This is a genomic window from Paenibacillus sp. P4_A9, assembly GCF_056402415.1.
Map to the genome: position 1 here is coordinate 148,361 of NZ_JBFUHL010000005.1, position 17,649 is coordinate 166,009.

Annotated in this window: 11 protein-coding genes; all 11 read left to right on the forward strand. The window is 44.4% G+C overall.

Features of this window, described 5'->3' with window-relative positions:
- The first annotated feature begins 189 nt into the window (after positions 1 to 189).
- Entirely contained in the window at positions 190 to 2,442 is a 2,253-nt protein-coding gene (locus AC1DVJ_RS07105) for a helix-turn-helix transcriptional regulator (protein WP_477589455.1), read from the forward strand.
- Positions 2,443 to 2,629: 187 nt separating this feature from the next.
- Entirely contained in the window at positions 2,630 to 3,592 is a 963-nt protein-coding gene (locus AC1DVJ_RS07110; protein ID WP_477589456.1) for an ABC transporter permease, read from the forward strand.
- Between the two features lie 8 nt (positions 3,593 to 3,600).
- Positions 3,601 to 4,470 (forward strand): carbohydrate ABC transporter permease, encoded by an 870-nt coding sequence (locus tag AC1DVJ_RS07115; protein ID WP_477589458.1) that lies wholly within the window; start codon positions 3,601 to 3,603, stop codon positions 4,468 to 4,470.
- Positions 4,471 to 4,508: 38 nt separating this feature from the next.
- A complete protein-coding gene (locus AC1DVJ_RS07120) occupies positions 4,509 to 6,092 on the forward strand; it encodes a type 2 periplasmic-binding domain-containing protein (protein WP_477589459.1) in 1,584 nt (527 codons plus the stop codon).
- Between the two features lie 45 nt (positions 6,093 to 6,137).
- A complete protein-coding gene (locus AC1DVJ_RS07125; RefSeq protein ID WP_477589460.1) occupies positions 6,138 to 7,619 on the forward strand; it encodes a hypothetical protein in 1,482 nt (493 codons plus the stop codon).
- Positions 7,620 to 7,682: 63 nt separating this feature from the next.
- The gene (hepB, locus tag AC1DVJ_RS07130) at positions 7,683 to 9,893 is read left to right on the forward strand and encodes a heparin/heparin-sulfate lyase HepB (protein ID WP_477589462.1); all 2,211 of its coding nucleotides are present in this window, start codon (positions 7,683 to 7,685) and stop codon (positions 9,891 to 9,893) included.
- Positions 9,894 to 9,921: 28 nt separating this feature from the next.
- Positions 9,922 to 10,929: a hydroxyacid dehydrogenase gene (locus AC1DVJ_RS07135; RefSeq protein WP_477589464.1), complete on the forward strand. Its 1,008-nt coding sequence runs from the start codon at positions 9,922 to 9,924 to the stop codon at positions 10,927 to 10,929.
- 33 nt (positions 10,930 to 10,962) lie between these two features.
- A complete protein-coding gene (locus AC1DVJ_RS07140) occupies positions 10,963 to 12,813 on the forward strand; it encodes a DUF3604 domain-containing protein (RefSeq protein WP_477589465.1) in 1,851 nt (616 codons plus the stop codon).
- Entirely contained in the window at positions 12,806 to 15,709 is a 2,904-nt protein-coding gene (locus AC1DVJ_RS07145) for a glycoside hydrolase family 2 protein (RefSeq protein WP_477589466.1), read from the forward strand. The genes AC1DVJ_RS07140 and AC1DVJ_RS07145 overlap by 8 nt, the downstream gene beginning before the upstream one ends.
- Positions 15,710 to 15,722: 13 nt before the next feature.
- Positions 15,723 to 16,592, forward strand: coding sequence for a sugar phosphate isomerase/epimerase family protein (locus tag AC1DVJ_RS07150; RefSeq protein ID WP_477589468.1), 870 nt, complete (start codon positions 15,723 to 15,725; stop codon positions 16,590 to 16,592).
- Positions 16,593 to 16,613: 21 nt separating this feature from the next.
- Complete coding sequence (locus AC1DVJ_RS07155) at positions 16,614 to 17,504, forward strand: alcohol dehydrogenase catalytic domain-containing protein (protein WP_477589470.1); 891 nt, start codon at positions 16,614 to 16,616, stop codon at positions 17,502 to 17,504.
- Positions 17,505 to 17,649 lie beyond the last annotated feature (145 nt).

A 17,649-nucleotide genomic window follows, 5' to 3' on the forward strand; every position in this document is an offset into this window, starting at 1 on the left:
ATTAATTAATCAATCACAGGACTCGCAAGGGGGATTGGCGAATTGATTGGGTAAGCCAATTTTAATTTCGGTGATCTTTTTAATAATGTGCATTTACACAGGCATGAAAAGTAAGCTATCTTAACCGATGAGTCAGACTAATATACAGAGAAATGGTCACGCTTTCAAAGCATAAAAAGGGGGGAGCTCATGAACAACACACCATTCTTGAAAAAGTTGTTTATTGCCTTTTTTCTGATTGCGACTGGTTATGCTTTTATCGTAGCTGGAGTTTGGTTGTACAAAAACAACGAAATTCATGAGGTCAAGCAAGAGGGGGAAGAACGGAATTTCATTCACCAAGCTAGGTCTCAAATGGATATGAAATTTATGGTGGCTCTGAACCTGATTCAAGAATTAAAGAGTAACGATGATATTATTAAATACGCAGCGGATTCTGAGAATTACTACTATGTGAATAATGTCTACAATCGATTGAAATCGAGCACGATCGCTTTTAATAATTTCGGATATAAGATTGATGTTATGGAAAAATCGGCAGGGCTGGTTATTACACCCAATAAGACGATTGATACGGATTCGTATTATAAGGAAATGGGATTTACATCCGAGCACCTTCAAAAGATTGAGGATTATTTCTTAACAAAGTCTACAACTGATATGTTATTTATTCGCCACGTACTTACAGATCCTGGGGCATTGCCAGATCGAAATTCCTTTACAATCATCAAGAAAGAAACCGTGGATTACACGTCGGAAATTACATTTATTATTACTTTCGCAGAAAAACTATTCTTCTCTGATTGGCAGATGGCAAATCAAGCAGGTATCGGGTTCCTGTTGAACAAAGAACTTATGCTTTCCAAATCGGATCTGGGCGAGGAGAAAATTCGTGGATTGTTGTCGGACGATAAGTTTATCGGCGAAGTGTCTAGTTATTTAAAAACAGAAACGGGTTCCTTTCATATTCACTCAACAGGTTCAGCATTATTTGACGAGGTTGCCTATTTTTATATAACACCAATGCATCCATTCATCGGCAAAATCAAAAGCATTACTTGGGAAGCAGGTACCCTTTACTTATTGCTGCTTCTATTAGGTTTTGGTGCGGCAATTATTTTATCACGTAAAATTTACAAGCCAATTCGCCATGTCGTGTCCTCGATCTGGAATCTTAGCGAAATAGGTGGCAAGGATGAGTTTTTCCTTATTCGAGAAAAGATTTCCACTTTACAAAGTTCAAATGATGAATTGGAAAAGGCTATGCTGCAGAACAGTAAGGTTTGGAAAAGAACGTATATACGAGATTTGGCCTATGGTGCCTTGTCTGAGGAGCAGCTGAACGAAACTCCGTCAAAGCATGGCTTGGAATGGTTGGCACGAGGTGGTTCAATCCTTCTATTTCGTTGGACCGGTGAAGATATGGCCATGAACTTAAACAAATCAGAGTTAGCGGCAATTGAGAATCAAGTTGTGGATCGTATTCGATTGCTGATCTCACCGCAATTGGAATGGTTTGAAAATAGAACCCACAATTATGTGTTTCTTGTTGATGAAACAGCCACTGGGACAATCAAGAAATCTATGAGTCAAATTATGTATGAGATTCATGAGGAGTACGGCATTTCTATGCTCGTGTCTATTGGGCAATCAGCGGCTAATATTCGGGAGTGGGAGCAGTCATTTCATACTGCAACCTCTATGCTCGAGGATCACTCGGCCTTGGATAGGCAGTCTATACTGACCTACGATGAGTATACACAGGTGAATAATAATCAATATTATTACCCGCTCGAATTAGAAAGAGATATCATTCATATGGTTATTCAGCGTAAAAAGGAACAATTGGAGGCGCTGATTTATCACATATTTCAGGAAAATATAGAGCGGCGGGAAATTGGCCGAGACATGCAGAACCAACTAGTCCATAGTTTGTATAACACCCTTCGAAGAATTCTGCAACAATTAAACGAAACAGAAGCAAGCTTGTTTGGTCAGGGGACGAATTTACTAAAGGAAATGAAAAGCAGCGGTATAGAAAAAGGACTTAAGGATACGGTGTTGGGCATGTTTGCTGCCATTATCGATCATGTTCATCGTAAAAATGAAGAAGTAGACGAATCCATGTCGGATCGTATGATGACATTTATACATGACAATTACCAAAGGGATATCTCCTTGGTCGACTTATCTGAGGAATTCAATGCTTCTCCTGCCTATATCAGTATCTTGTTTAAAAATTACACCGGAGAAAATTTTAAAGATTATTTGAATATGTATCGCGTTAAAATTGCTAAAGATTTGTTACAAAATAACAGCCATCTGAAAATCCACGAAGTCGCTGGTAGGGTGGGCTGTAATCATCCAAACACCTTTATCCGCATGTTTAAAAAATATGAAGGTGTTTCTCCAGGTCTTTATGCGAAGCAATTCCCTGAATAACCTCTACTTGCGCATACTCAAATGTATGCGCTTTTTTAAAAATTGAATAATGGTGACGATTTGAAAACTGACCATTTACTTCGAGATAGGTAACCCGTTAATGTTGGTTGTGCCGGCAAGAATGAAAGCATTTTCAAATACGGAAGGTGATGGAATTGATCACGGATAGGGGAATGAGGGTGAACCTGTGGAAGTGGAGGTTGGACTAGACAACCATCAACTCGTTCCAGCCAAGACGAGAAGGATGACGGTTTACAAAAAGAATATCGTTCGTAACAAACTGTTGTACTTGATGCTGATCCCTTTTATTTTGTGGTACATCGTCTTTGTATACGCACCGATGTACGGTCTGCAAATTGCTTTCAAAGAGTTCAGCTTGTTTAAAGGAATCATGGGAAGTCCATGGAGTGGTTTTGAAAATTTTGCTACGTATTTCAACAGTCCTTATTTTTTCAGAACGATAAAAAACACGATTTTGATTAGTGTGTATTCGTTATTTTTCAGTTTTCCAGCTCCAATCGTTCTGGCACTGCTACTCAATGAAGTGAAGAATGCGGTATTTAAAAAAACGGTGCAATCCATGACGTATTTACCGCATTTTATTTCGGTGGTCGTGATCGCCGGAATTGTTACGAACTTTTTAGCGCCAGAGAATGGCTTGATCAACATCGGACTGGATAAGCTTGGTTTTGAAAAACAGTATTTCCTGGTGAAAGCAGAATATTTCCGCCAGATTTTCATCTCGATGCACATTTGGAAGGAAGTTGGATTTGGTTCCATTATCTACATTGCCGCTTTATCAGGCATCAACACAGAGTTATACGAGGCAGCTGTTATAGATGGCGCCAATAAGTGGAAGCGAATTTGGCATGTGACCATCCCGGGCATATTACCCACGATTATGATTATGCTCATTCTCAGGATTGGGGATTTGTTAAGCGTCGGTTATGAAGCGATCATTTTGCTGTATCAACCAGCGACTTACGAAACGTCGGATGTAATCAGCACATACGTGTTCCGAACGGGTCTACAGGAGGGCAGATACCATATTGCGGCGGCGATTGATTTATTCAATTCGGTGATATCACTCGTACTGGTCGTCATTGCTAATCAGCTCAGCAAAAAATATACCGAAAGCGGATTATGGTAGGTGATGGAATGAAAGAGTCAAAAGGCGAAAAAATATTTGTTATCTGCAATTACATTCTGTTGTCACTACTTGCCATATCTACAGTTTATCCATTTCTCTATGTGCTTTCCGCTTCATTCAGTTCATCCGATGAGGTCATCTCAGGGAGGGTCGTTCTATTTCCCAAAGCGTTGACACTAGACGCTTACAAAAGAGTCTTATCTGAAAACAATATTTGGATCGCCTATGCCAATACGGTCTTTTATACAGTAGTAGGGACGGCCGTCAGCTTGCTGTTGAYGATACTTGGTGCTTATCCACTGTCGAAAAAGCGATTGATTGGACGCACAACGATCGGATTCTTTATCGCCTTTACCATGTTATTTTCCGCGGGCATGATCCCTGTCTATTTAAACCTAAAAGCGTTAGGCCTGATTAACACTCGCCTAGCACTTATCATTGCATTCGCCGTGTCCACATGGCTTGTCATCATATTGCGAAGCTTTTTCCAATCGATTCCCGAGGAGTTAGAGGAAGCAGCTACGATGGATGGCGCGTCAGATTTACAAATATTGTGGCGAATATACTTGCCATTATCCAAGCCAGCTATGGCGGCTATTACGTTGTTCTATGCGGTAGGTAAGTGGAACAGTTATTTCTGGGCGATGGTCTTGCTCAAAGATGACAATAAACTTCCCTTGCAGGTGTTGTTGAAGAAATTGATTGTTGAGATGAAGCCCACGGAAGAGATGATGCGAAATGTGGATATGGCTACCTTTTCGGAGGAAACGATTATTTACGCAACCATCATTGTATCCATTATTCCAATCGTTGTTGTCTACCCGTTTATTCAGAAGTATTTTGTAAAAGGTGTCATGATTGGCTCCATAAAGGGCTAGAGTAAAGCGTTTACAAATTATTCGAGGGGGAAATGAAAATGGGATTTAACAAAGTTACACCTGCTGTCGTTTCTGCACTGCTATTAGCTGGCGTTGCTGCAGGATGCTCTTCGTCGTCTGAGAAGACGCCGGAAGCTTCCGTCAATGTGTCTGCGGCTCCAAGCGCTCCAAGCGCCATATCGAGTGGGAAGGCATCTGAAAAGCCGATTACGCTCAGCATCCATATGGTGGCCACAACGGCTTCCTTTAAGGATGATATGGAAGTATTTCTGAAAGCTGCTGAGATGACGAATGTGAAATTAAAAGGCAGTACGTCCAGCGCTGTGACGGATCCCAAAGAGGTGTTTAACCTCATGATGGCATCCGGCCAAGTGAGCGATATCGTGTCTACGGATCAGTCCAACTTCAATAAATACGGAGCTGAAGGCGCGTTCATCCCATTGAATGATTTACTAAAGAAGCATGCGCCGAATATTATGAAATTTTTTGAGCAGCGGCCAGACGTACGTAAATTCGCGACTTCCGCAGACGGGAACATTTATTTCATTCCGCAAATTCCTGAAGGAGATCCAGCCAGAGGTTGGTTTATTAGGCAAGATTGGCTGGATAAGCTCAGTATCAAAGCACCAACGACGGTGGATGAGTATTATCAAGCGCTGAAAGCTTTCCGTGAAAAAGATCCCAACGGAAACGGGAAGGCAGACGAAGTCCCATTTTTCACACGCGACCCCTCAAAAATCTATGATCTCTTAACGCTTTGGGATACGGATAAAAACTATTTGCTCCGAGGAGACAAAATCACTTACGGCGCCTATGAGCCAGAATATAAAATCGGCATGATCAACATTGCAAAATGGTATAAAGAAGGGCTGATTGATAAAGAAGCATTCACCAGAGGARATAAATCGCGGGAAATTCTCTTCGGCAACAATACAGGTGGATCAACCCATGACTGGTTTGCAAGTACGGCCACCTACAACGATACGTTGAAGGATAAAGTGAGCGGAATCAACATCGTACCTATTACTCCGCCAAAGAGTGCGAAAGGAATCGTGGCTGAATACAGTGCGAGGGAAACGATCGCAAGTTTTGGTTGGGGGATTGCGACATCCAATAAATATGCTGTAGAGACGGTCAAATATTTTGATTTCTGGTTTAGTGAAGCGGGCAAACGAATGGCTAATTATGGTATCGAAGGAAAGACATATACGATGGTTGGTGGTAAACCGATCTTTACGAAGGCCATATTGGACTCTGGAGCGGTTAACAAACAACTGAATGAGTTAGGCGCACAAGTGTCAATTGGTTTCCCTCAGGAGTTCGCTTATGAAGAACAGTGGATGACTCCGCTCGCAGCCAAAGGGATGACCGATTATATTAAAAACAAATTTATTATTCCGCAAGTTCCGAAGCTCACTTACACATTGGATGAACAAAAACGTTTAAAAGAGCTTGAAGGACCGATCAATACCTTTGTGGAGGAAATGAGTCAGAAATGGATTCTTGGCGGGGAATCCGTTGAGGCAAGCTACGATAAATATGTAGAGAAATTAAAAAGTTTGAAAATTGATGAAGTATTGAAAATTAAAAACGAGGCTTATCAACGATATATTAAGCAATAAGCATACGAAGGAGCTGCAGTGATGGTTCGGATCTGTAGAAGATATGTGGAAGTGACATTACTCCTATGTATGATGTTGATGTCAGGCTGTGCCACTTCCCCTAATGCATCCGTTGATACATTTGAGGTGAAAGTTGCTATTCCTGCATGTGATGCCCAGAAGTCTCATGTACAGATCATTTCCAAGAAAGAGGATTGGAATCAGATTAATGATCCAGCCAAAACGGTTTTCTGTGTAGCTCCTGGCAATTATGTCGATCTAGGAGAGATACGGTTAACGGCAAGTGGGAATGAGAAGGAGAAACGGGTCATTCGTGCGTATCAACCGAGCAATCCGAGTGACGCAACTCATCCTGTGAAACAGCAGGATAAGGAGCAGGCGATCATCAATAAGCTCGTTTTTGATGGAGCTGATCACTGGATCGTCGATCGGATTGTTGTAACAGAACCTGCACAAAAGCGTACTCGGTTAGTCATCTTTAAGGATGGTACGGCAGCAACCGACAATGTTCTGAACCGACTTCTTGTGTATGGAGGAGGCGAAGGCGGCGGACTGGTAAGCTTCTACGGTGCGACGAACGTGAACAACGTCCTTCAAAATAGCGTTATACGCAATACGATTGTCTCGCCGAAAGAAGACAATCATTGTGTTGTATTAAGCAATAATGTGAAAGGGTCTCAGGTTCTGCGCAATGAAATTTATAATTGTGCAGGCGACGGACTGCAGATACATCCCGGTGTCTACGAAGGAACGAGGATTGCGGATAACGATTTCTATAATGAACCGCAATTTAGTGAATTTACGGAAAACGGAATTGACCTTAAAGGCGGCGGCGCAGTCGGAAGCGAGAATTGGGTACGGATTGAACACAACCGATTTTTTGGACTTGGCGGAGCTGGAGGTACGGGTGGATCTCCAGGAGCGATTGACTTTAGCAATCCGGATGGCGTCCGTTCCTACATTTTGCTGAAGGATAACCTGATGGTTGATAATGTGCTCCCGATTACTACGAATACGGGGAAAGGCACTGGATCCGTCCACCATGTTTCAATCATCGGCAACCTCATCTACAATGCTGGCATGGCAGCGATCGAGCCGATCAAGGCAACGCATAGTATCGAGGTGTATTATAACACGATCATCAATTTGCAGGATTATGCCGATTGGTTGAGCGGAGCCCCCTTGTTGAGTGATGTGCGATGTAATGTGGTGATTAACGGCCAAGAAGTGACCTCCCCCTCTATGAATATGGAAGCGGACTACAATGCTTACTACAATACCAAAGGGCAATTGAAAGTTCCGGGGACGCATGATCTGTTGTTTAAAACGGCTGAAGAGTCCGGCAATAAAGAACTGCGTTTCGAGCGAAAGCGTTTAACCGGACCGGAGACGTATACCGTGCCTTATGCGATAACAAGTGATCAGAGTCCGCATAAGAATGTTTGTGGAAAAGCATCTGTCGGTTCACGCAAAGGTATCGGCGTAGACGATTCCATTTGGAAGCAATCCAATGCGGGCATCCAGTAATAAAAAGAATTGAAGGAGGTGCATCATTGACCTCCTTCAAATTGTTTAAGGAGGAACCCTCACATGTCCAATGAACATGATATACCGCCATCGGCATTTAGCCCGAAGGGTCTTCCAGTTCCATCAGAGGAGCACCCTCGGTTATTTATAAGAAAGCAGCATCTTGAGGGCATTCGCAGACATGCCAAGCATCCAAGATTGCGGAAGATTTGGGAGTATTATGTACATGCTTCTGGCTTGGAAGCTAATGTGGATGAAATCACTAAGTCAAAGGACATATTTATTGGTAATGCGCTTCTATATTTGTTTGAAGAGAAGGAAGAAGCGGGACGTAAAAGCATTTCCGTTGCAATCGATGTGCTGCGGCAGGCTGTATTTCCCATGGATAAACAAGATATCTCCCGGGATATTGGAAATTTAATGTTAATGGGTGCAATCGTATACGATTGGTGTTATCCGCTACTTTCCAAAGAAGAACGTGACGCGTTTATTGCACAATTCGAACGATTGGCAGAATTGCTTGAAACGGGCTATCCCCCTGTTCCAGGAAGCTCAATAACAGGTCATGCCGGGGAAGCTATGCTCATGCGTGATATGCTGGGCACGGGGATTACCATTTATGACGAGAAGCCGGATATGTATCGGTATGTGTGTGAGATTTTCTTTAATGAGATGGTTCCGGCACGAAATTTCAGCTATCAATCGCATACGCATCACCAAGGGGATTCTTACGGGACTACACGTTATAAATGGGAAATGTTTCCTATATTGTTATTCGATCGGATGGGTTACGACAACGTCTATAGTCGTGATCACGAGCAAGTTCCTTACTATTGGATATACATTCGGCGTCCAGATGGACTATTCATTCGTGGGGGTGACTCCTATACGAGCGGCGACCCGAACGTGAAGAGCTTAACCAAGGATACTTTTTTCTCGTATGCCGCTTCTTACTATAAGAATACGCATTTCCAATATCAACATCATTGGATGTATCAGGATGAGCTCAGTGTGGATCCCATACTGGACCTGCTCCTTGTCGATCCTTATGTTGAGGAGAAAGCTCCCGATGACCTGCCATTAACTCGTTATTTTGGGAATCCAGTTGGGACGATGGTAGCAAGAACCGGATGGCAGATGGGGATGGATTCCCCTGATGTCGTGGTGGAAATGAAGGTAGGCACTTATTATTTTGCCAACCATCAGCATTTGGACGCAGGGAACTTTCAACTGTATTACAAGGGTGATCTCGCTGTGGATACCGGGTTTTATCGTGGAATTGGTTACAATTCGGAGCATGTCCGAAATTATCATCGGCGCACAATCGCTCATAATTGTATGTTGGTCTATGATCCGAATGAAGTTTTCGCTGACAATCATGCGAACGATGGCGGCCAACGGTTTCCGAATGATCGGAAAGAGCCCAAACGTCTTGAGGATTTATTCCTCCATAACATAACCGCTCATGTTGACGCGCATTATATAGGTCCTGATCCACAGAAACCGGAGCTAAGTTACTTGAAAGGGAATCTGACAAAGGCGTATTCATCCGACAAGGTAAAGGAATACTTCCGTTCCTTTGCCTTTATGCCACTTGATGACGTTAGGCGGCCGGCCGTACTGATTGTGTTTGACAGGCTCGTATCTACGGTGCCCGATTATAAGAAATCCTGGCTGCTGCATAGCATGGAGGAGCCTGAGATCAACGGAAATACGACAGTGGTTCGACGTACTGAATATGGGTATAACGGAAAAATGGTTAATCACACCCTGCTCCCAGCCGAGGAGGATTTGCACATAGTGAAAGTCGGAGGGGAGGACAAACAATTTTGGGTGGGTGGGCGAAATTATCCGTTAACAGAACCGCAGAGTGAGGCGGGTAGTTGGCGAGTAGAGATTAGTCCAGCCCATGCTGCTGAGGAACATCTATTTCTAAATGTGATTCAGGTTATGGAAAATATAGGCGGACCGGAACCCGTAAAGCCAGATTTGATTGTTAATCATCTCGTTGTAGGATGTCACCTAATGGGGAAGGCTGCGATTTTCAGTAAAACGGGGCGCCATTTGAATGAAGCCTTCACATTTCAAATTCCGAGCGAAAGTCAGCTCGTTCAGATCTGGGTGTTTGATTTGAAGCCAGGTGATTGGAAGGTCTCAAGGGAGATCGACGGAGAGGACACTATGATCCGACGAGTAGAGGACAACGGGGTGCTGAGGCTGGAAGGTCATACGGGTCAATTTATTCTTACACCTATAACGATTGAAGAAAAGTAAAGAGTCCATCTGGAGAGGAAATTAGCCAATGAAAACGTTAATCACCATCTTTGAACCTGATTTAAAAAAGATGATATTCCCGAATGCGCTAGTCGATCGCATAAAGCAGTTTTCCCAAGTGGATATTGTGACGGAATCCTACCCCTTTACAAGCAGCGATCTGTCTGAAGTGGTTAGCGAATATGACGCTTTAATTACTTCCTGGCGGTCGCCCAAAATAACCTCTGACGTATTGGAGCACGCACAAAAACTGCAATTTATCGGGCACGCTGCTGGCAGCATTAACGGCATTGTGGATGAAGCAGTTTTTGAGAAAGGGATCACCGTTGTTAATGCCAATCGTGCATTAGCTCAATCTACAGCAGAGCTGGCATTGGTGCTCATGCTGGGAGGAGCTTGGCAGATTCGCCCGTATGTCAACCGTCTTGAGAATGGTGGCTGGTCGAACAATATGACGGAAACGGTCATGGGATTGTCAGGGCAAACGGTCGGGCTTATTGGATTAGGTGAAATATCAAGAGAAGTGATCCGCCTGTTGAAGCCGTTTGAAACTGAAATATTGCTGCGATCTAACTATTGCGAGGAGGAGGAGGCACGTAATCTAGGCGTCACCTTATGCAGCCTAGAGGAGCTGATGAAACGCAGTTCTATCGTTTCATTGCATAATACGTTAACTCCATCTACGAAGGGAATGATCGGCCGGAGGGAGCTGTCATGGATGCAAGACAGTGCTTTGTTGGTCAATACAGCGAGAGCCCAAATTATTGACCAAATGGCTCTTTTAGCTGAATTGAAACAATCTCGTTTGCATGCGGCACTGGATGTTTTTGATATCGAGCCGCTTCCAAGCAATCATGTACTTAGGCATCTACCTAATGTATTGAGTACGCCTCATATAGGTGGTTACAGCCACAACAGGAAAACCAAAATGGGTGAGCTCATTGTCGATGACTTAGAAAGATTCGCCAAAGGGGATCCTCTTCAGCGTCAGGTTACGAGCCAGATGTTCGCGCGCATGACGGTCAATAAAGTGTAACGAATAGAGAAATGGTCAAAGGAGTCGGTAAGCTTGGAGACTATATATTTCCAAAGTGTTGAAATTACTCCGGATGAAATGAAAGCCGGTGATAGCGGGGAGATCACGATTCGGCTTATTACGGGTGAGCATTTTACTTCAGATAACAGCTGCCTTGTACTGGATATGCCCGGGTTTTTAGGTTTTAATCGCCCCTCTGTCATTGGACCGGAAGATGCGGGATACACCGAAGTATTTTGTTCAAATCCGGATATTAAGTATGAAAAGCAGGTCTGGAATTTGGAAACGGAGCAATTCGTCACTTCTCGCTTGCCTCGCTTCCAGAATAACGCGTCTCGCATGTTTGTCATCTTATTTCAAGGAGCGGCAGCAGAACCAGGAGATGAAATTGTGATTAAATGGGGGTATGTTCGCGAGGGCTACGGTACGGGCGTCAAAGTAACAACGCTCTCTTTAACGAAGCCATTTTACAGCACGATAGATGTTCGTTACTTTGTTGACCGAAGTCGGGCCTTTCCCGATTTCGGCCGTTCCTATGCAGGTTATGAACGACCTATACCTGAGTTTACACAAGAGCTGCGCCTTCATATCATCGCAAGAGAACCGGAACGGATGCGCGTCATTCGCACAGACCGGGGAAGTCGGCTGCAAATCATGGACCGATTTGCGAATATGAGTGATATCACCGATTTGACTACGTATATCATGGATAAGGGAGAATACGCCATGAATGGACATGGTGTATTTGAATCGAACCACAGCCATGAGCAGATCACGAGCAAGGGTTTACCTATAGCTGAAACACCATCCGTTACTCATGTCTTTGACGATTATCATCTCTATTTCGGCGATATACATTGCCATTCTTCGTTGTCCAATGACTGTATCGAACGCGAAAAGATGAATATGACGCCGGACCGCATGTTTGCATATGGAAAAGAGGCAGCTTGCTTGGACTTTATGGCTATTACGGATCATCATCAGCCTTGGGACAACGAACGAAACAAGCTCACTCGCGCGAATTGGAAAGAACTTAGTGAGACGGTACAGCAATACAACGTAGATGGCTCTTTTATTACTTTTTGGGGTTTTGAATTTCGTTGTGAACGTGGCGACACGCATGTACTGCTAAATGAAGAATTGGATTATGAGACAATATCTAATTCTAGCCTGAAGAATGTGAAAGACTTGTGGGAGGCATTCAAAGAATTTGATTATATGGCGATTCCACATTTGCATAATTCGGGTACCATGGATGCAGACACTTGGTATGCCTGTCCATACGAAGGTGTTGAGCCGGTAATTGAGTTTTTCTCCTGCCACGGCAGCTTTGAATATAAGCAAGTACAAGAGAAGCTAGTGCCTGAGCATATGTACAAAATGAGGGAAGATCGGACAGCTGCCTATTTTCTGAACCAAGGTCATCGCTATGGATTGACTTGCAATTCCGACGGTCACAAAGGAAATCCAGGGAGAAACGGGTTGACGGCGGTGTTTGCCAAGGAATTGACGCGGGAAGCAATTCTGGATGCTTATAGAAACAGGCGGGTCTACGGGACGACGAATGCTAGAATCCGATTGGTCTTTACAGTTGATGGTCATTTAATGGGCGCAGAACTTCCGCAAGCCGAATCGTATACACTCAAAATTTCTGTTGCTGGAGAACAACCGCTTAAAGCGGTAGATGTGGTGAGAAATGGAGAGCTGTACCACAGATTTAAGCCCAATGCCAAGCACTTTGAAGAAGAACTAACGTTACGTGGCGGAGAGAGTTCGTACTGGTATATTCGGGTCATTCAAGTGGATAATCACATGGCACTGTCAAGTCCTGTTTGGTGTGGTCAGGGTTCACGCACAACGCCAGCTGAAGGGGGACATGTTTGAAATGCTCTTGAATGGAACATGGGAAGCAGGAATTGACAGAAACTATGAAATAGTGGCTCAAGTCCCTGGGTTGGCCACAGATCCAGGCCATATGACGGAAGGGACGTTGTGGTATAGACGGATGGTTGAATTGCCGGAGGGGGATTGGACCTCGGCGATTCTGATCCTAAATGGGGCACGATTTTGCCCAACCGTTTATGTGAATGGTGAGAAGGTATCCTCCTCACCAGGCGGTATGACGATAACAAAGCATCCATTGAATTGCCGTCATGTTGCCCCAGGAGAGCTGATCATGCTGGAGATCTCCTTATGTTCAATGAAGGATATGGATGTGCAGGATGCATCCTACATCCCTTCGGCAGATCATTGGCGTTCTAATATTTCCTCCTGCCTTTGGGATTCGGTATCGCTGGAATTTCATCATGGGTTTTACATTTCAAGACTAATTCCTTTTGTAGACTTGGAACAGGATGAAGTTAATTTGCACTGGGAAGTAGAAGGATTTTCGACTCAGAGAGAGGCAAGTCTCTCCATTCAGGTGACAGAGGCATGTGGCACTGTATTGGCCGAGGAGAACGTCCCCCTCAAGCATTCAGTTGGTCAAACAGTCATTCGACTGAACGGATTATGCAAGTATTGGTCACCTGAAACACCCTATTGTTATCGCCTCAAAGTCAGTGTTTATACAGTGAATGGCAAGTGCTCGAGTGTGAAGAATCAAACACTTGGCATCAAAGAGTTTCAAACGGATGGATTGAAGTTCCGCTTAAACGGAAATCCGATTACTTTCCGTGCCGGAAGCTTGGTTTGGCACAGATGGGTCCGTGATCCAGAGGCATCGGAGCTAGCTTTCGATAGCGATTGGTTTGAACGCAATATCATATTGAGGTTAAAAGGCCATGGTGCAAACGCTCTTCGTTTTCATCTGGGGACTCCGCCAGAGGAGCTGCTGCATTTATGTGATAGACATGGTTTGATGGTCCAGATTGAATGGAGCTTTTTCCATGGTATGAATGCTTCGGAAGAAAGCTTGCTTCTGCAATGGCGGCATTGGCTTGATTTATGCATGCGTCACCCATCGGTCTGTATCATTCATCCTTGGAATGAGACAGAAGGCGAACAATTGGCGGTAGGCTTTCGTGCGATTGAACGACTTGCCAAAGAGTACCCTCCGCTAGTTATTTCTCACCGCGATGTGCTTCACATCCATAAGTACTGGTGGAGCTTGTTTGAGAATGTTGGCTTATATTACGATTCAGCAGAGCAGTTCTCATTACCTATTGTAGCTGATGAGTTCGGTGGCAATTATTTKGATGGCGAGGGAAATCCCGGCGGATATTTTACATTAAAAGAAAGCCTTGCTCGTTTTCTTGGGAAAGATCATACGAAAGAGCAGCGTCTTCAGTTGAACTGTGAGGCTAACACCCAAATTGCCGAATATTGGCGCAGACTAGGTGCGGCCGGTTTTTCACCTTTTGTCATGTTGTCCAGTTGGGAGGACGGGAACCATCATTTTATGGGTAAGTTGCAGGAAGGTAATCCGAAGCCGGTTTGGGCTGGCTTGACCGCTGCTTATTCGCCAGTCAGCGTAAGTCTGGAAGTGTGGGATCGCAATTTCATTCCAGGACAGCAGGTTGCGCTGCCGTTATATTGGTTTAACGAGACGGATGAAAACCGAGAAATGAAAGCACGTTTTTCAATTATGGAACAATCGGATGCTAAGCCTTTTACAGTGATTGAATTAAGGGAAGAAGTCGAGGCCTATGGAACCATTCGAACCCAAGTCAAGGTGACACTTCCCCCTGGAAACGGACAATGGACATTCAGAGCAGAGCTGCTCAATGGACCTGACTCCGTTGTCCATCCCATAGTATCGGAATGGCGCTTCCGAACATTACGTCCTATCATTCCAGAAAGATTGACAACGGCGAATATAGCTGTGTTAGAAGGGGAAGATGAACTTCAGGCGTTTATTAGCCAATGCGGCTGGACGATATCGAAGGAGGATGATGCGAACTTGCTGCTGTTATCCGGCTTGAAATGGGCAGCGGCCACCTCCGACGTGGACACGAAAGATCGGCTTAACCAAGCTATCGAACGAGGTTGTTCGGTCATTATGCTGAACTGTGGTCCTGTCAAGCTCGGCCAAGGCTACTTAACTAATGATGATCTCGGACCGCTGCAGGAGATTATGAAAGTCGAGCAGGCAGAACGGATCGAGACGGGGCTGCTCCAAGGAATTAACGTGAGCTTCCAAGAGCATGCTGAACCCGAAAGTTGTATTCACTCGACAGATGCAGGGAAGCAGCTATGGGATGGACTGGATCATCAGGCAACTTGGCTATGGAATGGGTACCGCGGTGGACTGATTTCACCAGCTTACGATATGGAAGTCACTAGCTTGAGCGCCACGGATTTCCTTTACACATGGGAACAACGTGGAGCTGATATTGAGCAAATAGAGCAAGGAGATTACTTTGCATTTGAACTTTGTGGATTTTACGCCTTTGATACACATCGCTGCACCGAGGCGATAGATGCTCTAAGGAACAAGGTGCGCTTGTTGTTCGATGATGCTCCGGCTTTACAACATGCTTTAAATCCGAGTGCTCCTGTACACGTATTTGATTTGGCCGAGATGTATCGGGCATCGTTTCATAACATTGCGCAGCAAGTAACACCTCTTGTACAATGCGGAGTTAACTTAACTAAAACACCTGTCATTCAGGTTGATTTCGGCGTTGGGAAAGGAAGATTGCTGCTATCGCAGCTTTTAACAGATGGACGATTGTCGGATGGCTACGGAACTGAGGGACTTTACGGAGTGAGAAAGGACCCAGCTGCACAGCAGTTTGTCATTAATTTGATGAACGAAGCTTTGAAAGACAGAGGATAAAGGGGAGTATGGCATGGTGAATCTATCTTTCAGTACGCTGCCTTGCGAGGATTGGAGCCCGCAGAGGTTGATTGATTATTGCCAAGAACATCTCATTCAGGGGATAGAGCTTCGGGAAACGAAAGGAACGTGGGCTTCTGCGGATTGGGGACATGACGAGCTTCAGCGAATCGCTCGACAGTTTGAGCGCGAGAAAATAATCGTCACCAATATTGGTTCAAGTGTATGCATCAAAGGCACCTCGGATGAGGAAACCGATAAATGGATTTTGGAGCTGCAAGCCCTGACCAATATGGCAGCCAGGTTAAATGCGAAAGGGATTCGCGTCTTCCTTGGTAATTTTGCTAGAAGATACGATTTACCTAAGGTCGCCATTGACCATACCCGAATCGTCGATTGTTTACGCAGAGCATGCCAATATGCTGAATGCTACGGGGTTGAAATTTGGGTGGAAAGCCACAATGAGTATGCCACAGGTTCATCGTTGGCCCGTCTCTTGCAGGATGTCGATCGACCAAACTGCAAAGTGATCTGGGATGTGCTGCATCCTTTGGAGGATGGTGAATCGGTTAAGGACACATTGAAGTGGATTGGCAAATATTGTGCTCATGTGCATATGAAGGATGGGACGCCATTCGATGACCCCATGGAGCATGATTGGTGCTATACTCGCATCGGTGATGGCATAGTGCCGTTGGAGGACATTGTAAGTGGCCTTATTCAGTCTGGTTATGACGGATTTTATTCGTTGGAGTGGGAGACGAAGTGGCGCAAAGAACTGCAGGTTCCTGGTTCAGAGCCTGAAATTGTGATAGCAGAATATGTTCGATTTATGGCCAATCTGAATGATCGGGTTCGAGAAAAGAAGGACTCACTTGAGTAAGGATATAAGGAGGTACGCGATTTGTCACAACCAATTCGCATAGAGACTACTCAATCTAGAACTTATAGACTCATGAAACCTTGGGTAGTTAACGAGACTTTTGTTGAACATGAGTGGCATGATCACCAAGTCATTGTAGAACCTTCCATGGGAAGTATCTGTCATGCTGATTTACGTTATTATAGCGGACAACGAAGGCAAGAAGCCTTAAGTCGTAAGCTTCCCATGGCACTCATTCATGAAGGGATAGGGAGGGTCGTGAAGAGTAGAAGCTCACACTTAACAATCGGGCAACGTGTCGTCATTGTTCCTAATATACCTGGCTATTTATTAGAAGGGATTGACCGCATGAATTGCTGCCACGCTTGCCGAAGCAACCAGGGCGAGAACTATTGTCATCGTGGAGCGTTCTTGGGAAGTGGAACGGATGGGATTGCCCAGAACAGGTTAGTAATACCGTTATCCTGTGCAATTCCAATTCCAGATGAAGTTCCTGATGAAATCGCGGTATTAACCGAATTATGCACCGTTTCGTATCAAGCACTTTACCATATAGTCGATAAGCTGCAAAATGCGCGGGTTGCTGTGTTCGGCGACGGTCCTGTTGGATATGTGACAGCAGTTATGCTGCATCACATGTTTGGCGTAACGAAAGACCGTCTGCATGTATTTGGCGCAATCGAAGATAAGCTGAAGCATTTTGAATTTGCAACACGAAGCTTGGTACAAGATTTCGACTTCAGTTCGCGAAGTGCTTTTGACATTGCTTTAGAATGTACTGGGGGGAAATTCTCCGAAAGCGCGATTAACCAAGCTATAGATATTTTGATGCCTGGCGGAGAGCTGATTCTTATGGGAGTGACAGAAGAAAGGGTACCCATGAATACTAKAGATATCCTTGAAAAGCGTTGAAAATGGATTCGTCAGTAGTTATGAGACGAAAATTGAAAAGGGGAGGGTAATGTACTATGCAATTTACGAAAATAGAACTACTTTCAGTCCATTTTTAGTCATACCAAGATGGCCTAGTCCAATGGCTGGTATAATTCAATTGGGT

Excerpts from the sequence above, each read along its gene's own strand:
- AC1DVJ_RS07105 (WP_477589455.1), top strand. The coding sequence starts at position 190 with ATGAACAACACACCATTCTTGAAAAAGTTGTTTATTGCCTTTTTTCTG.
- hepB (WP_477589462.1), top strand. The coding sequence starts at position 7,683 with ATGTCCAATGAACATGATATACCGCCATCGGCATTTAGCCCGAAGGGT.
- AC1DVJ_RS07135 (WP_477589464.1), top strand. The coding sequence starts at position 9,922 with ATGAAAACGTTAATCACCATCTTTGAACCTGATTTAAAAAAGATGATA.
- AC1DVJ_RS07150 (WP_477589468.1), top strand. The coding sequence starts at position 15,723 with ATGGTGAATCTATCTTTCAGTACGCTGCCTTGCGAGGATTGGAGCCCG.